Genomic DNA, 16,081 nt, shown 5'->3' with positions numbered 1-16,081 from the left:
CCTACAATAGGCCACCTTTAGTTGCGGGTGTTCCCATGGACCTCGACCTGGCTCGAACTTTTCTGGAAATTGTCCGTTGCGGCAGCCTGGTGGCGGCGGCGGACAAACTCCACGTCACCCAGACCGCCATCAGCGCCCGGGTGCAGAAACTCGAAGGCCACCTGGGCTGCCAGTTATTCGTCCGCAACCGCGCCGGCGCACGCTTGACGGCCGATGGCGAGGCGTTCGTCGTTTACGCCAACCAACTGCTGCAGACCTGGGAGGCCGCGCGCCGCGACCTGCCACTGCCGGAAGGTTATAGCAATTTGTTGCATATCGGCGGCGAGGCCAGCCTGTGCAACCCGGTGATGCTCAGTTGGGTGCAGGCCTTGCGTGAACAGATCCCGTCCCATGGCTTGCGCACCGAGATTCACGATTGTGAGATTTTATTGCGGCTGCTGGAACAAGGCCGATTGGACGCCGCGCTGGTCTACGAGCCGGTGTACTGGCCGGGGCTGCAGGTCGAGCAAGTGCTGGAAGAGAAACTGGTGATGATCCGCTCGGTTGCCCAGCCCGAGCCTTACGTTTATATCGACTGGGGCGACGACTTTCGCCGTCGCCACGACGCCGCAATGCCGGACCGAGCCAAGGCCGCGGTCGGTTTCAACCTTGGCCCGCTGGCCTTGCAATACATCCTGGAGCACGGCGGCTCGGGCTATTTCCGCACCCGGGTCGTGCAAAGCTACCTGGACAGCGGCGTGCTCGAGCGCGTGCCGCGCACGCCGGAATTCAGCTACCCGATTTATCTCGTTTATTCCCGTGAACGGGATACTCCGATTTTGCAGCAGGCTTTCGCGGTGTTGCGCGAGGTCGTACGGGGCGACCGGGACTGGTCGCAGCGCTGGAGCCCGCTGATCTGACCTCAAGTTCGGCCAGGCGACGGCGGGCGGCGTGTTTCTCGGTGGCGAGGATGATCGCTTCCAGGTCTTCGCGGGTGATGTCCACAAATTCGCCGATCTCGTCCAGGGCGTGATCCATGTCCTCATCGGTGATGCCGCTGGCAGGCACGGGAGCACTGGCCGGTGCCGGGCCATGTGCCTTGGGGTAACGCACGCCGGTCATGTTGTTGTACACCAGCGCCACGGCCAACAGGCTGCCCGCGTTCAGCATCACGGGCTCAAGCACCCAGGCGCCCATGCCCGACAGGGTCGAATCGCTCAGCATCAGGCACATCGCCACGGCACCTCCCGGCGGATGCAGGCAGCGCAGCGGGCACATGATCAGGAGCGAAAGGCCGACGGCTGCGCAGGCTACCGGCAGCGATCGGCCAAAGAAATGAGCCATCAGCAATGCCACCACGGTGGCGACCAGGTAACTGCCGACAATCGACCAGGGCTGGGCCAAGGCACCGGAGTGCACGGCGAACAACAGCACTGCCGAAGCCGCCAGCGGGCCGAGCAGGTGCAGTGTGACCGAGCTGCCAAAATAAGCCGTGCACAGGAGGCTGGCGAGCATCAACCCGAGCAGGGCGCCCAGGGACGCGCGCAGGCTTTCGCGGGCGGGGATATGCAGGGCAGGGGGCGAGAACTGTTTGAGGTACTGTGTGATTGAGCGAATCATCGTCGGTAATCGCATCTCTATAAAGAAAGCCAGCTGAAGTCAGCCGGGCTGCGCACCATAGGGCGGCACTCAAGGCGTTCCGTCCGTGGAAAGGAAACCGTGCCGCTGGGTGCAAGCGGCGTGGTAAGCGCTGAGAGTCTGAAGAAGCGACGATGTTGGCGCAAATGCAAAAAAATGCAGTTTTGCAGCAAAAATAGTGCAGTTAAAGCGTGTGGCACTCCCAGAAGCCGAGTCGTACCCCTGTGGGAGATTCTATGGTTGACTGCAATTTTTTGATGTAGGAGCCGAGCTTGCTCGCGATGCAGGCGCCACGGTATTTCTGGCACACCGGGGTGATGCCATCGCGGGCAAGCCCGGCTCCTACATCTAGATCAAAAGCACCACGCGCAATTTCGGCAGGACTGGAGATGGGTGTGGCAGAGCTTGCTAGCGATGAGGCCAGCACTGCCCCCCACAAATCAAATGTTGGAGGCCAGGCTTTAAACCGCTTCCAGCGCCAACAACTCCTCAATCCGCTGCGCCCGGCGAATCAGCACATCCTTGTCACCGTCCAACAGCACCTCGGCAATCAACGGCCGGCTGTTGTAGTTGGACGACATCGATGCGCCATAAGCCCCAGTGTCATGAATCACCAGCAACTCCCCCACCTCGACCTGAGGCAACGAGCGCGGCAGTACCAAGCCACCTTCGCCCTGGGTAAACACGTCCCCCGACTCGCACAGCGGCCCAGCCACCACGCTGTCGACCACATCGCGCTGGCCGGCATTCTCGGCCAGCAGGCTGATGCGGTGGTAACTGCCGTACATCGACGGGCGCATCAGCTCATTGAAGCCAGCATCGATCAACACAAAGTGGTTCTTGCCAGCCTGTTTGGTGGCGCGCACTTCACTGACCAGGCAACCGGCTTGGGCGACCAGGAAACGCCCGGGTTCCAGTTCCAGCTCCAGCGCGTGGCCGATGATGTCTTCGGCTTGCTTGCGGGTTGCGTCCCACAGCTGAAAGTAGTGCGCAGTGTCGACTTCGCTGTCGCCCTCGCGGTAAGGGATCGACAGGCCGCCGCCGGCAGAAACGGAGGTCATGTCCATGCCGGCCGCCTTGACGATCTTCACCTGTGCAAGCATCGCCTCGCCCACCTGGGCCAGGTGCGCGTAATCGACGCCCGAGCCGATGTGCATATGCAGGCCCACCAGGCGCAGGCCTTGCTCCCGAATCACGGCCAAGGCTTCAGGCAGGTCGGCATGCCAGATGCCGTGCTTGCTGTGCTCGCCGCCGGTGTTGGTCTTGTTGCTGTGGCCGTGGCCAAAGCCCGGGTTGATTCGCAGCCAGACCGGGTGGCCCTTGGACGCACGACCCAACTGACGCAGCATGTCGATGGAACCGGCATTGACCGGAATCTGATGCTCGTGCACAGCAGCCAGCGTCGTGGCATCGATCAGGTCGGCGGTGAAGACGATGTCCGACGGATCGTTCGCACAGCTGTAACCGGCAGCCAGTGCACGGACGATTTCACCGTGGGATACCGCATCGATCTTCACGCCTTGCTCGCGCATCAGGCGCAGGATGTGCAGGTTGGAACAGGCTTTCTGGGCGAAACGCACGGTGTCGAATGAACGCAATTGCGCGATACGGGCGCGGATGCACTCGGCGTCATACACCCAGAACGGGGTCGGGTGCTGTTTGGCTACCTGTTGCAGGCGAGCGACGGTGAATTGATGCATCTGGGCAACTCCGCAATTGAGCAAGGTCGCCACAGTGACAGAAGCTTTCGATCAAGAAAAATACCTGTAATTGGGTGGCTCATTCATTTCTGATATGAGCTTGAACGCCCAGTGCCGAGAGCCGCTTGATGATGCCGGCGATCTCGCTGTTCAGTACTTGAAGAAACACCTCACGCAAAGGCGTAGCAGGGCGATACAACGGCTGCACCCGATTCACCTTGAACGGCAGCGAAAACGCCAGAGGGCGAATCTGCAGGCCCTGATTGAGAAAGGTCAGCGCCGTGACCGGGTTGATGATCGCAATCCCCAGCCCCGCCTGCACCATCGAACAGACCGACACTGCGTTATGCGTTTCGATGCGCATGCGCCGGTTCACACCCGCTGCACGAAAAATCTGATCGATCTGTCGGCGATAGCTGTCATCGGCGGCCAGGCTGACAAACGCCTGATCCTGAAATGCCTCCACCGATAGCCGCTCCTGCGCCAATAGCGGATGCCCGTCGGGCAACACGCAGACCTCATCGACACTCAACAGCGGTTGCAACTCCGTGCCCCGAGGCGCCTCATCCTGCTCGGTCAGGCCGATATCATGACGCTGCGCACTGAGCTGCTCTTCAAGGTGCGGCGAGTCGAAGGCGGCCACCACGATGCTGATATTCGGATTCACCTGCGAAAACGCCTGGCAGGCCGACGGCAACAACGACTGGGAAAAAGCCGGCAGGCAGGCAATGGAAAACTGCCCCTCGGCGAAATCCCCCAGATTACCGGCAAACGCCACCAGCCGATCCAGCCCGGTATACGCCCGCCCCACCTCCTCAAACAACATCACCGCCCGCGCCGTCGGGTGCAGCCGCCCGCGCTCGCGCTTGAACAGCTCGAAGCCGATCAGGTATTCAAGGCGGGCGAGTTCGCGGCTGATGGTCGGCTGGCTGGTGTGCAGGAACTGCGCTGCGCCGGTGACGCTGCCGGTGGTCATGACGGCGCGGAAGACTTCGATGTGGCGCAGGCTGATCATGGGGTTTTGATTGGTTTCATGCGTTGGAAAATAGGCGCAAGGCGTTAACTTTTTCGAGGTGCGACACGAAGGTGAGCATCCTCATAGGTAGCTTCCCGTTCGCGTTTGCCGATGGCGACCACAAATACAATCACTTCCTTGTCCAGAACCTGGTAGATCAAGCGGTAGCCAGCGCTGCGTAACTTGAGTTTGTAGCAGTCAGGGAGATGACGAACTCGATTTGCTTCGACTCGCGGATTCTCAAGTACCTCTGCCAGTTTTTTTTTGAACTGCTGGCGTAAGGTGTCACCCAGTTTTTGCCATTCTTTTAAAGCCCGTCGATCAAACTCAAGGCTATAGGTCATCCAGGCTAACCTTGACCCGTTGTGGCGACGCAAGTCGATCAGCAACTACGGCCAGAAGCTCCTGGTCTTCATCGCTCAGTAACATCGGTTTAAAAGGCAGCTTTCCCCGGTCAGCGACATATTGAAGCGTCTGCCGCAACAGCTCGGACGGCGTGACCCCCAACTTTTCCAGCTCGGCAAATGAACGCTGCTTCAGTTCATCGTCAATTCGAATATTGATGGAGGCCATGGCCGGTTACCTGTAATGACGTTTGTAATCACGGTAGCGCTTGCGCAGTTGTTCAGCAAGCGCTGACCGACTTTATGCGTTACCGAATGTCTGAGATGAGTCGAGTCGACGAAAGATCTTCCCCGGATTCATCAACCCATGCGGGTCCAGCGCCTGCTTGATCGCGCGCATGGTGTCGATGGCGACCTGGCCGTGCTCTTGCACCAGAAAGTCGATTTTGTGCAGGCCGACGCCGTGCTCGCCGGTGCAGGTGCCGCCGGCCTGCAGTGCGCGCTGGACGATGGCGTGGTTAAGGCGTTCGGCTTCGACCAGCTCTTCGGGGTTGTCGGGATCGAGCAGCAGGCAGACGTGGAAGTTGCCGTCGCCGACGTGGCCGAAGATCGGCGCGGGCAGGTAGGACTGGCGCAGGTCGGCCTCGGCCCCGACCACGCATTCGGCGAGTTTTGACAGCGGCACGCAGACGTCGGTCGAAAGTGCGCGGCAGCCGGGCTTGAGTTGCAGAAAGGCGAACAGCGCATTGTGGCGAGCGCTCCACAGGCGGTTGCGTTCTTCCTGTTGGGTGGCCCACTGGAAGCCGGTGCCGCCATTGCCATCAGCCAGGCCCTGAACGGTTTCGGCCTGTTCGGCCACGCTGGCGGCGTTGCCGTGAAATTCGAGGAACAGGGTCGGCGATTCGTGCAGGGCCAGTTTGAAATGGCGGTTCAGGGCCTGGATGGCCAAGGCATCGACCAGTTCGGCGCGGGCAACGGGGATACCCATCTGAATGGTTTCGATAACTGTCTGGACGGCACTTTGCACCGAGCCGAAGCTGCACACGGCAGCGCTGATGGCTTCCGGTTGAGGGTGAAGTTTGAGGGTGACCTCGCTGATGACGCCCAGCGTGCCTTCACTGCCGATCAGGAGCCGTGTGAGGTCGTAGCCGGCCGAGGATTTCTTCGCCCGTGAGCCGGTGTGCAGGACCTGACCGTCGATGAGAACGGCGGTAAGGCCCAGGACATTTTCCCGCATGGTGCCGTAGCGCACGGCGTTGGTACCGGAGGCGCGGGTGGCGCACATGCCGCCGATGCTGGCATCGGCGCCGGGGTCGATGGGGAAAAACAGCCCGCTGGCGCGAAGGTAGTCGTTCAATGCTTTGCGTGTGATACCCGGCTGGACAGTGATGCTCATGTCTTCCGGCTGGAAGGACACCACTTGGACCATGGCGCTGACGTCCAGGCTGATGCCGCCATGCACCGCGAGCAGATGGCCCTCCAGCGAGGAGCCGCTGCCGTAGGGAATGACCGGCACGCGATGGGCGTGGCAGAGGCCGAGGATGGCGCTGATTTCATCGACACTGTGGGCGTAGGCCACTGCGTCCGGCAGCACCGGGTCGTAAAGCGATTCGTCGCGGCCGTGGTGCTCGCGGACCGCGTGGGCGGTGCTGAAGCGGTCGCCGAGCAGGTCGCTCATGGCGTCGAGGAAGGTGTGCAGCAGAGGGCGTGATGAGGTCATGACAGGCTCCATGGGAAAGTCCAGTCGCCCGGCGCGACCGCGACCCCGGCCCGGCCAGTTACAGCGGGGTCAGGACATTCATCACGGTATCGAGGGCGACACGGGTGTCTTCGAGTTGCACCAGCGAGGCATGCCGCGCGCCGAGGGCGTCGCGGTTTTTGATCGCGGTAAGGATTGCCTTGTGCCGCGGCAGGCTGAGCTGCGGGGTGTTGGGGCGTTGGTCGGTGACGGTGATGGATTCGCGCAGCGGCAGCGACAGCATCTTGCACATGTACGCGAGCAGGTCGTTGTGGGTGGCGTCGGCAATCGCCCGGTGGAAGTCCAGGTCCGGTTGCACGCGTTCCTTGTTGGTGCGAGCGGCCTCCATGCGCAGGTAGGCCTCTTCGATCACAGCGACATCCGCATCGGTGGCGGTGGTCGCGGCCATGGCGGCGATTTCCGGTTCGAGGATCCGCCGCACGCCCGCCAGGGTGTTGAAAAATTCGCTGTGGGGCGTGGTCTGCATCAGCCAGAACAGCACATCCGGGTCCAGCAAATGCCATTCCGCGCGTGGCCGCACCACGGTGCCGACCCGTGGCTTGGAATACACCAGGCCCTTGGCGCTCAACACTCGGGTGGCCTCGCGCAGCACCGGCCGACTGACCTTGTACTCCTCGCACAGGGTCGATTCCAGCGGCAGCTTCTCTTCCGGCTTGAAGCGCCCGGAGACGATATGCATGCCCAGTTCCTGAACGATCTGGGCGTGCATGCTCTTGCGTGGCTTGGGAGTCTGGTAGTCCATGGGGGCGGCGTGGCTCTGGCGAAATGCCGTGCATCATAGCATCGCTATGTGCTTGATTCAGCGTCATGGAAAACCTCCCGAACACCTCGGTTACGATTACTTGAAGGCCAGGGTATAGGCCAGGATCCGACGTTTTTCGTCGGACCGGGCACAAAGGATCAGTGGGAGTGACGCGGCACCTCTGAACCACGGCAACCGACCAAAAAGTCAAAGTCGCAGCCTTCGTCCGCTTGCAGAACGTGGTCGACGTAGAGTCGGCTGTAACCGCTGGAGAAGATATTTGCGCTGGTGTCCGGCTTCAGGTCGCTGAGGCGCGCTTGCAATTCTTCATCGCTGATATCCAGGTGCAGGCGACCGCCGGCACAGTCCAGCTCGATGAAGTCGCCGTTGCGCACGGCTGCCAATGGGCCGCCAGCCGCAGCTTCCGGTGCAACGTGCAGGACCACGGTGCCGTACGCGGTGCCGCTCATGCGGGCATCGGAAATGCGCACCATGTCGGTGACGCCCTTGGCCAGCACTTTGGGCGGCAGGCCCATGTTGCCCACTTCGGCCATGCCCGGGTAACCCTTGGGCCCGGCGTTTTTCAAGACCAGCACGCAGGTTTCATCGACGTCCAGGTCCGGGTCGGCGATGCGCGCCTTGTAGTCGTCGAAGTTTTCGAAAACCACCGCGCGGCCACGATGCTGCATCAGCTCAGGCGTCGCGGCAGACGGTTTGACCACCGCGCCGCGTGGCGACAGGTTGCCACGCAGAATGCACAGGCCGCCGTCGGCCACCAGCGGGTTATCGATCTGGCGAATCACTTCATCGTTGTACTGCGGCGAGGCCTGGCAGTTTTTCCAGAGGCTCTGGCCGTTGGCGGTCAGCGCGTCGGGGTTGGGCAGAAGACCGGCTTCGCCGAGGCGGCGGATGACCGCTGGCAGCCCGCCGGCATAGTAGAACTCCTCCATCAAAAAGCGCCCGGACGGCTGCATGTCGACGATGGTCGGCGTACCGCGGCCGACGCGGGTCCAGTCTTCCAGATCGAGCTCGACGCCAATGCGCCCGGCGATGGCCTTGAGGTGGATCACGGCGTTGGTCGAGCCACCGATGGCGGCGTTGATCTTGATGGCGTTTTCGAAGGCTTGCTTGGTGAGGATTTTCGACAGCCGCAGGTCTTCATGGACCATGTCGACAATGCGCATGCCGGACAGGTGAGCGAGCACATAGCGGCGCGAATCGACCGCCGGGATCGCGGCGTTGTGCGGCAACGAAGTGCCCAGCGCTTCGGCCATGCAGGCCATGGTCGAGGCGGTGCCCATGGTGTTGCAAGTGCCCGCCGAGCGCGACATGCCAGCTTCGGCGGAGAGGAATTCGTCGAGGCTGATCTGCCCGCCTTTATAGGCTTCGTGCATTTGCCAGACCACCGTGCCGGAGCCGATGTCCTTGCCTTTGTGCTTGCCATTGAGCATCGGCCCGCCGGTCACGACAATGGCCGGCACGTCGCAGCTGGCGGCGCCCATCAACAAGGCTGGCGTGGTTTTGTCGCAGCCGGTCAGCAGCACTACGGCATCCACCGGGTTGCCACGAATGGCTTCTTCCACGTCCATGCTGGCCAGGTTGCGGGTCAGCATGGCGGTTGGGCGCAGGTTGGATTCGCCGCTGGAGAACACCGGGAACTCGACCGGAAAGCCGCCGGCTTCCAGTACGCCTTTCTTTACGTGCTCGGCAATTTTGCGGAAATGCGCGTTGCAGGGCGTCAATTCGGACCAGGTGTTGCAGATGCCGATGATCGGTTTGCCCTGGAATTCATGATCCGGAATACCTTGGTTCTTCATCCAGCTGCGGTACATGAAACCGTTCTTGTCAGCCGTACCGAACCATTGGGCGGAACGAAGCGTGGTTTTTTTCTCAGTCATGGCGCGGTCAACTCTTATTGTATGACTAATATCGGGTTTGTGGCGTGAATCTATCCCATGGAAAGCCATTTTGAAAGAGTTGCTTGCTAAATAGTATTGCTATATCGTTTGCCTCACTTGGTCGAGGCGGGTGGATGCATGCCCTTCCCCAAGCGGCTGGGCCAACACTTTCCATAACAAAAACAATTTGGAGAAGACTATGAATCCGGAAGCTCGGATCATTCGCACGCTCACGGTCAGGTTGATTCCCTTCCTGATCCTGCTGTATCTGGTTGCCTTCATCGACCGCTCTGCGGTGGGCTTCGCCAAATTGCACATGAATGCCGATATCGGCCTCAGCGACATGGCGTACGGCTTTGGTGCCGGGCTGTTCTTCATCGGCTATTTCATCTTCGAAGTGCCGAGCAACCTGATGCTGGAGCGCTTCGGCGCCCGTCGCTGGTTCGCGCGCATCCTCATCACCTGGGGCGCGATCACCGTCGGCATGGCCTTTGTCCAGGGGCCTTACAGCTTCTATGTCATGCGCTTTTTGCTGGGTGCGGCGGAAGCCGGGTTCTTCCCGGGGGTGCTGTACTACATCACCCGCTGGTTCCCGGTTCGCAATCGCGGCAAGGTGCTGGGCTTCTTCATCCTCTCCCAACCCATCGCGCTGATGGTCACCGGGCCCTTGGCCGGCTGGCTGTTGGGGATGAATGGCGTGTGGGGGCTGGCGGGTTGGCAGTGGCTGTTCATGATCATCGGTGTGCCGGCGATTCTGCTGGCCTGGCCGACCCTCAAGATCCTGCCGAATACCCCCAAGGATGCCCGTTGGCTGGCCGTCGCCGACCGCGAGTGGCTGCTCGGCGAGCTGGAAAAAGACCGTAAGGAATACGGCCAGACTGAACACACCAACCCGCTGCGGGCGCTGACCGATCGCCGTGTACTGATTCTGGCGCTACTGTACCTGCCCAGCACCCTGAGCACCTATGGCTTGGGCCTGTGGTTGCCGACACTGGTTCACCAGTTCGGTGGCAGCGACCTGACCACCGGTTTCATCTCGGCGATTCCGTATGTGTTCGGCGTCATCGGCCTGTTGCTGATTCCGCGCAGCTCCGACCGACTCAATGATCGCTACGGGCACCTTACCGTGTTGTACATCCTCGGCGCCGTTGGCCTGTTCCTCAGTGCCTGGCTGACCGTGCCAAGCCTGCAGATGGCGGCGCTGTGCCTGACCGCCTTCAGCCTGTTCTCGGTCACCGCCATTTTCTGGGTACTGCCGGGGCGGTTCTTGTCCGGTGCCACGGCGGCGGCGGGCATTGCGCTGATCAACTCGTTCGGCAACCTGGGTGGCTACATCGGCCCCTTCGGCATCGGCGCCTTGAAGGAATACACCGGCACCCTGTCGTCGGGCTTGTACTTCCTCTCCATTGTCATGCTCAGCGGCGTACTGCTGACCTGGATCGTTTACACCCAGCTTGAAAAGAAAGCCTCGACTGCCCGCGCCACCGCGCTGCGCCAGGCGTCCTGACCCTCGGGCGGGCATGGACGCCTGCCGTTCTGGAGCATTTGCATGACTAAAAAGCTGAAAGTCGCCATCGTCGGCCCGGGCAATATCGGCACGGACCTGATGATTAAAGTGCTGCGCAACGCCCAGTACCTGGAAATGGGCGCGATGGTCGGTATCGACCCGGCCTCCGATGGCCTGGCCCGCGCTGCACGCCTGGGCGTCGCGGTGACTCATGAGGGGATCGAAGGGCTGACCCGGCTGCCGGTGTTCGACGAGATCGATTTTGTCTTCGACGCCACCAGCGCCGGTGCCCATGTGCGCAATGATGCGTACCTGCGCTCGGTGAAGCCGGGCATTCGCCTGATCGACCTGACCCCGGCTGCGATTGGCCCGTACTGCGTGCCGGTGGTGAACCTGGAGCAGAACCTCGACCAATTGAACGTCAACATGGTCACCTGCGGCGGCCAGGCGACCATCCCGATGGTGGCGGCGGTGTCCCGCGTGGCCAAGGTCCACTACGCCGAAATCGTCGCCTCGATCGCCAGTAAATCCGCGGGCCCCGGCACCCGGGCCAACATCGACGAATTCACCGAAACCACCTCCAAAGCCATCGAAGTGATCGGTGGGGCGAGCAAGGGCAAAGCCATCATCGTCATGAACCCGGCCGAGCCACCGCCGATGATGCGCGACACGGTATTCGTGCTGTCGGAGGCGGCTGACCAGGCGTTGGTGGAGGCCTCGGTCGTTGAAATGGCCGCGGCGGTCCAGGCCTATGTGCCGGGCTACCGACTCAAGCAAACCGTGCAGTTCGACGTCATCCCCGCCGACGCACCGCTGACGATTCCCGGGCTCGGTCAATTTTCCGGGCTCAAGACGTCGATCTTTCTCGAAGTCGAAGGCGCCGCCCACTACCTGCCGGCCTATGCCGGCAACCTCGACATCATGACCTCGGCTGCGCTGGCCACCGCCGAGCGCATGGCCCAGTCGATGCTGAACGCCTGAGGAAACCCGTCATGACTTTCAATCCCGCCAAGAAGCTCTACATCTCCGACGTGACCCTGCGCGATGGTAGCCACGCGGTGCGCCACCAGTATTCGATCAAGAACGTCCAGGACATCGCCCGGGCGCTGGACAAGGCCAAAGTCGACAGCATCGAAGTGGCCCACGGCGACGGCCTGCAGGGCTCGAGCTTCAACTACGGCTTTGCCGCCCACACCGACCTTGAGTGGATCGAAGCCGTGGCGGACGTGATCAGCCACGCGAAAATCACCACCTTGCTGTTGCCTGGCATTGGCACCGTCCACGACCTCAAGGCCGCATACGACGCTGGCGCCCGAGTGGTCCGGGTGGCGACCCACTGCACCGAAGCCGACGTCTCCAAACAGCACATCGAGTTCGCCCGGGAGCTGGGCATGGACACGGTCGGCTTCCTGATGATGAGCCACATGATCGCGCCGGACGAACTGGCCCGACAGGCAAAACGGATGGAAAGCTACGGCGCCACCTGCGTCTACATGGCCGACTCCGGTGGCGCGATGAACATGCAGGACGTGCGTGACCGCTTCCGCGCGTTCAAGGCCGTGCTCAAGCCCGAAACCGAAACCGGCATGCACGCCCACCACAACCTGTCACTGGGTGTGGCCAACTCGATCACCGCGGTCGAAGAGGGCTGCGACCGCATCGACGCCAGCCTCGCCGGCATGGGCGCCGGTGCCGGCAACGCGCCGCTGGAAGTCTTCATCGCGGCCGCTGAACGGCTGGGCTGGAACCACGGCACCGACCTGTACACCCTGATGGACGCGGCCGATGACCTCGTCCGCCCGCTGCAAGACCGCCCGGTGCGGGTCGATCGCGAATCGCTGGCGCTGGGGTATGCGGGGGTTTACTCAAGCTTCCTGCGTCACTCGGAACTGGCGGCGGCCAAGTACGGGTTGAAGACGGTGGATATCCTGGTCGAACTGGGCAAGCGCAGGATGGTCGGCGGGCAGGAAGACATGATTGTGGATGTGGCGCTGGATTTGCTCAAGCAAGGGTGACGGTTCGCACAGGGCTGCAGATGTTGAATGGTCCCCGAAGCTGAGCCGTACGCCTGTGGGAGCAGAGCTTGCTAGCGATGAGGCCGGCGAAATTGATAGAAAATTCGCCGGGTAGACGCGGCTATTGACGACATAGCTTGAGACCGACGGTCTGGCGTCCCGGCAAGCACTACTCCCACATTCCCCGCTCAGCATTTGTGAGCTGCGTCACTCATAAAGCCAAGGTTTCAACTCCTCCAGATTCTCCAAACTTTGCACGCCCACCCCCCACAAAAAAACGGTGCCCTCCCTGACGCCCTCCTTTCACACCAGCGCGCGTCGCCCCGCCCAAGGCTTGACCTTCTCAAGCTGCGCAGCCAAACGCAGCAGCACATCTTCACCACCAATACGGGCGGTAAACATCATGCCCACTGGCAAACCGTTGTCGCTCATGCCCAATGGCAGCGAAATCGCCGGCTGGCCGCTGACGTTGGCCAGCACCGTGAACGCGGCGCTGCCCATGGCGCGGTGGGCGTAGCTTTCCCAGGGCTGGTCGAGGGACAACTCGCCCAGGGCCGGCGTAAGGTTGGCGGTGACCGGCGAGAGGATCACGTCGAAACGCTCGAACTGCTGCTCCATGGCCGCGCTAATGGTTTCGAAGGAGTGCCGGGAGCGAAACAGCCCCTCCCCCGTCACCTTGGAAGCGCGCGTCAGAACTTCACGGGTGATGTTCTCCAGGTCGTCCGCGGTGGCGACCCGGCCAAAGGCCTGTTCACGTTCATGAACCATGCTCAGCAACGCCGTGCCGGTCACGGCGCCGTGGGCACCGAACAGTTGCTGCGGGTCGATCGGCAGGCGCAGCTCTTCGATTTCATGGCCTTGGGCGGAAAGCAATTTGATGGTGTCTTCCAGCACCTTGGCTACGGCCGGGTCCAGCGGTGAGCCGGTCAGCGACTGGCGCACCAGCGCCACTCGCAACTTGCCCGGCTCGCGACCGATTTCTTCGATATAGGGCCGCGACAGTGGTTGCAGCCAGTACGGGCTGCCCGGCTCATGCCCTTGACCGGCATCGAGAAACAGCGCCGTGTCGCGCACACTGCGTGCCACCACGTTGCCGACGCTGGCACCGAACCAGCCCTCGAAACGGCCCGGCCCGCTCGGCGTGCGATAGCGGCTGGGCTTGAGGCCGATGACCCCGCAATAGGAGGCCGGAATACGAATCGAACCGCCACCGTCGGTGGCATGGGCCACGGGTAGGATACCCGCGGCCACGGCTGATGCGGCGCCGCCAGAAGAACCGCCGGCACTCATGGCCAGGTTCCACGGGTTGCGCGTCTGACCCCAGAGTTTGGATTCGGTGGTAGTGGTCAGGCCGAACTCGGGCGCTGCGGTCTTGCCAAACGGCACAGCACCGGCCGCCTGGTAACGGGCGATCAGGGTACTGGTTTGAGCGGCCGGCGGGGCATCCTTGAACAGTCGGCTGCCCTGGGTGGTGGTGGTGCCTTGCAGGAAGGTGTTGAGGTCCTTGAGCAGGATTGGCACCCCGGCCAGCGGCCCCTTGGCCGCGTCGCCCGCCGCCCGTCGAGCGGCCAGCAACGCTCGCGCATAGTCGTCGTGACGCATGACCACGGCGTTGACTTTCGGGTTCAGCGCATCGCAGCGGGCCATGGCCGCCGCCAGCAGATCTTCGCCGCTCAATTCGCCGGCGCGCACGGCATGGGCCATGTCCCAGGCGTCCATGCCCGCATAGTCGCTGGCGCTGATGCCGGCCGCCTTGGCATCGGCAAAACGGCCGAGCAGGCCGACGCCGAGGGTCAGTGCGCTGGCCTTGAGGACGTCGCGGCGGGCCCAGCCCGTCGAGGGCTCAGGGGTGGTGACGGGAGGCAGGACGGTCTTTTCCAAGGGTTGTTCTCTCGTGAATATTGTTATTGGGGACAGACATCCGAGCGGTACGGCTCAGTCGGCCGTGATCATCGCCTCCGTAGCGGGCAGGAAGTGTTCGCCGTAGGGTGGCAATACTCCCCACTCCCGGCGACGCCGCCGGAGAGACTGTGCTTCCAGCACATGGCGCTGCTCGACGGCGTCCTCGCGAAGTAATACAAGGCCAGCGGGCGATGCATAACCCAGAGGGCTGAGCAAGGTGTACAGCGGCGCATTCCAGGTGCCGAGAATACCCACGGTGCCCTTGGGCGGATACATGACTCAGGCCTTGGCCCCGAGCTGGTCGTAGGGAGAGAACGGTTGACGCGCCTCATCCTGCATCCAGCCTTCGAGATGGTCGCGGGCGTCCTTGAGCGAGGCCAGCGATCCAGGCACGTCGTTCATCAGGGAAAAGCCCAGGGGCCGACCGCCGAAATCGTCGTCCATGGCCTGCGCCAGGGCACGGTGGTGGGTGACCAACAGCTCGATCACGCGCTGGATGCGGGCCCGATGCACCTGGGCACTGACGGCGCCGGCGGCGATGAACGCGGCTTTCTGGTCCGTCAGTAACGCCGAGAGTTGCGCGACGGTTGACGCTGCTGAAGGCATAGCTGACCCCTCCTGAGGTACGTGACAGGCAGGCAACGCCATCACCTGATGGCTTGCAAGGCTAGCCCGCCAAGCGGCCTTGACGCCTCATCCGATTGGACGATGCCCGGGCATTTTCGTCAGTCCGTTAAGACGATGTTGGCGGCATTCGGGGCGGGAATATGGGCATCACGAAAATCCAGTCCATGAGGCCAAATCATGGCGGTACACTGCAGCTTCGATTCCCAGGCCTTCCGTACCGCGCTCGGTACCTTCACCACCGGGGTGACCGTCATCACCACCCAGGTTGAAGACGGCTCGCCGATCGGCATCACCGTCAACAGCTTCAACTCGGATTCGCTCAACCCGCCGATGGTGCTCTGGAGCCTGGCCAAGAACGCCCGCAGCTTGCCGGTCTTTACCAGGGCCGGCAAGCGAGGGCCGGGTGGTGAATACGCTTGCGGGCTTTCTTCTTCTCATTGCGGCTGAGTAAGTTTCCAGATGACCGCGCCAGTGAGCCGGATTTTCACCGACCCGCAGCCCTCTCGATTTAGCGGCATCCATAATCTGCTCAATCTGACCTCGAACTTCATCCGTCGTACGTGCTTTCGTCGACCAGGTAGGTTGCAAAGTTTTGAGGATCTGCTTGGTCTCGATTTCATCTGCTGAAAGTTTCCCTAAAAGAAGTCACAGGAACAAAAAACAGGCTGAAACCCTTGATCTAGTGTCCTGAGCGGTTAATTCAATAACTTATTTTTATCGCCCCCAGCTTTGCTTTGTTTACAGAACTGATGATGGATTCAGCCGTCTTGTTCCACTTGAAGGGCTTAGCCGAAAGGTCATTGTGGGCCTCGATAAATTGACGAATAGCCACTTTCAGTTCGGCCACGCTGGTGAATACACCCCGATACAGTGCTCGCCTTTCCAGCTGCGCGAACCAGCCTTCCACGGCGTTCAGCCACGAAGCACTGGTCGGCGTGAAGTGCAGTTTGAAACG

At 61.9% G+C, this 16,081-nt stretch carries 12 protein-coding genes and 5 pseudogenes; 5 read left to right on the top strand and 12 right to left on the bottom strand.

Annotated features, from left to right (window positions below; translation table 11 throughout):
* Nucleotides 1-35 precede the first annotated feature (35 nt).
* Nucleotides 36-899, top strand: coding sequence for a LysR family transcriptional regulator (locus GUY40_RS14275; RefSeq protein WP_166569587.1), 864 nt, complete (start codon nucleotides 36-38; stop codon nucleotides 897-899).
* A 193-nt stretch (nucleotides 900-1,092) separates the two neighbouring features.
* Here the strand turns inward: GUY40_RS14275 and GUY40_RS28325 are convergent.
* The 8 genes and pseudogenes from GUY40_RS28325 to GUY40_RS14240 form a co-directional block, all read right to left on the bottom strand.
* Nucleotides 1,093-1,494: pseudogene (locus tag GUY40_RS28325) on the bottom strand (HPP family protein); the annotation flags it as partial.
* Nucleotides 1,495-2,078: 584 nt separating this feature from the next.
* Nucleotides 2,079-3,317 carry a diaminopimelate decarboxylase gene (gene lysA / locus GUY40_RS14270; RefSeq protein WP_166569586.1) on the bottom strand — a complete coding sequence of 413 codons (1,239 nt, stop codon included), beginning with the start codon at nucleotides 3,315-3,317 and terminating at the stop codon, nucleotides 2,079-2,081.
* A gap of 79 nt (nucleotides 3,318-3,396) precedes the next feature.
* On the bottom strand, nucleotides 3,397-4,332 hold the full coding sequence (locus GUY40_RS14265) for a LysR family transcriptional regulator (protein ID WP_166569585.1): 936 nt from the start codon (nucleotides 4,330-4,332) through the stop codon (nucleotides 3,397-3,399).
* Between the two features lie 44 nt (nucleotides 4,333-4,376).
* Entirely contained in the window at nucleotides 4,377-4,676 is a 300-nt protein-coding gene (locus GUY40_RS14260) for a type II toxin-antitoxin system RelE/ParE family toxin (RefSeq protein WP_166569584.1), read from the bottom strand.
* Nucleotides 4,666-4,905, bottom strand: a complete 240-nt coding sequence (locus GUY40_RS14255) for a type II toxin-antitoxin system RelB/DinJ family antitoxin (RefSeq protein WP_166569583.1) — start codon at nucleotides 4,903-4,905, stop codon at nucleotides 4,666-4,668. The genes GUY40_RS14260 and GUY40_RS14255 overlap by 11 nt, the downstream gene beginning before the upstream one ends.
* A gap of 72 nt (nucleotides 4,906-4,977) precedes the next feature.
* On the bottom strand, nucleotides 4,978-6,396 hold the full coding sequence (locus tag GUY40_RS14250; protein WP_166569582.1) for an FAD-binding oxidoreductase: 1,419 nt from the start codon (nucleotides 6,394-6,396) through the stop codon (nucleotides 4,978-4,980).
* Between the two features lie 58 nt (nucleotides 6,397-6,454).
* The gene (locus GUY40_RS14245; protein WP_166569581.1) at nucleotides 6,455-7,177 is read right to left on the bottom strand and encodes a FadR/GntR family transcriptional regulator; all 723 of its coding nucleotides are present in this window, start codon (nucleotides 7,175-7,177) and stop codon (nucleotides 6,455-6,457) included.
* Nucleotides 7,178-7,335: 158 nt separating this feature from the next.
* Nucleotides 7,336-9,075: an IlvD/Edd family dehydratase gene (locus GUY40_RS14240; protein ID WP_166569580.1), complete on the bottom strand. Its 1,740-nt coding sequence runs from the start codon at nucleotides 9,073-9,075 to the stop codon at nucleotides 7,336-7,338.
* Between the two features lie 199 nt (nucleotides 9,076-9,274).
* Between GUY40_RS14240 and GUY40_RS14235 the strand changes: the two genes are divergently transcribed.
* Genes GUY40_RS14235 through dmpG form a run of 3 tightly spaced genes read left to right on the top strand, consistent with a single transcriptional unit; the run spans nucleotide 9,275 to nucleotide 12,597 of the window.
* Nucleotides 9,275-10,582 carry an MFS transporter gene (locus GUY40_RS14235; protein WP_166569579.1) on the top strand — a complete coding sequence of 436 codons (1,308 nt, stop codon included), beginning with the start codon at nucleotides 9,275-9,277 and terminating at the stop codon, nucleotides 10,580-10,582.
* Between the two features lie 42 nt (nucleotides 10,583-10,624).
* Entirely contained in the window at nucleotides 10,625-11,563 is a 939-nt protein-coding gene (locus GUY40_RS14230; protein ID WP_166569578.1) for an acetaldehyde dehydrogenase (acetylating), read from the top strand.
* Nucleotides 11,564-11,574: 11 nt separating this feature from the next.
* On the top strand, nucleotides 11,575-12,597 hold the full coding sequence (dmpG, locus tag GUY40_RS14225) for a 4-hydroxy-2-oxovalerate aldolase (RefSeq protein WP_166569577.1): 1,023 nt from the start codon (nucleotides 11,575-11,577) through the stop codon (nucleotides 12,595-12,597).
* Between the two features lie 303 nt (nucleotides 12,598-12,900).
* On the opposite strand, the gene GUY40_RS14220 is transcribed toward dmpG, so the two are convergent.
* A complete protein-coding gene (locus GUY40_RS14220; protein ID WP_256675749.1) occupies nucleotides 12,901-14,478 on the bottom strand; it encodes an amidase in 1,578 nt (525 codons plus the stop codon).
* A gap of 201 nt (nucleotides 14,479-14,679) precedes the next feature.
* Nucleotides 14,680-15,105, bottom strand: a pseudogene (locus GUY40_RS14215) (aldehyde dehydrogenase family protein); the annotation flags it as partial.
* Nucleotides 15,106-15,303: 198 nt separating this feature from the next.
* On the opposite strand from GUY40_RS14215, the pseudogene GUY40_RS14210 reads away from it, so the two are divergent.
* Nucleotides 15,304-15,507, top strand: a pseudogene (locus GUY40_RS14210) (flavin reductase family protein); the annotation flags it as partial.
* 13 nt (nucleotides 15,508-15,520) lie between these two features.
* Here GUY40_RS14210 and GUY40_RS28320 read toward each other — a convergent pair.
* Nucleotides 15,521-15,765 (bottom strand): annotated as a pseudogene (locus GUY40_RS28320) (integrase); the annotation flags it as partial.
* Nucleotides 15,766-15,821: 56 nt separating this feature from the next.
* Nucleotides 15,822-16,081, bottom strand: a pseudogene (locus GUY40_RS14205) (IS630 family transposase); the annotation flags it as partial.

This window comes from Pseudomonas sp. R5(2019), assembly GCF_009905435.1.
Lineage (GTDB): Bacteria > Pseudomonadota > Gammaproteobacteria > Pseudomonadales > Pseudomonadaceae > Aquipseudomonas.
The sequence above is the reverse complement of the archived record's forward strand: the minus strand, read 5'-3'. Positions and strand labels throughout refer to the sequence as shown.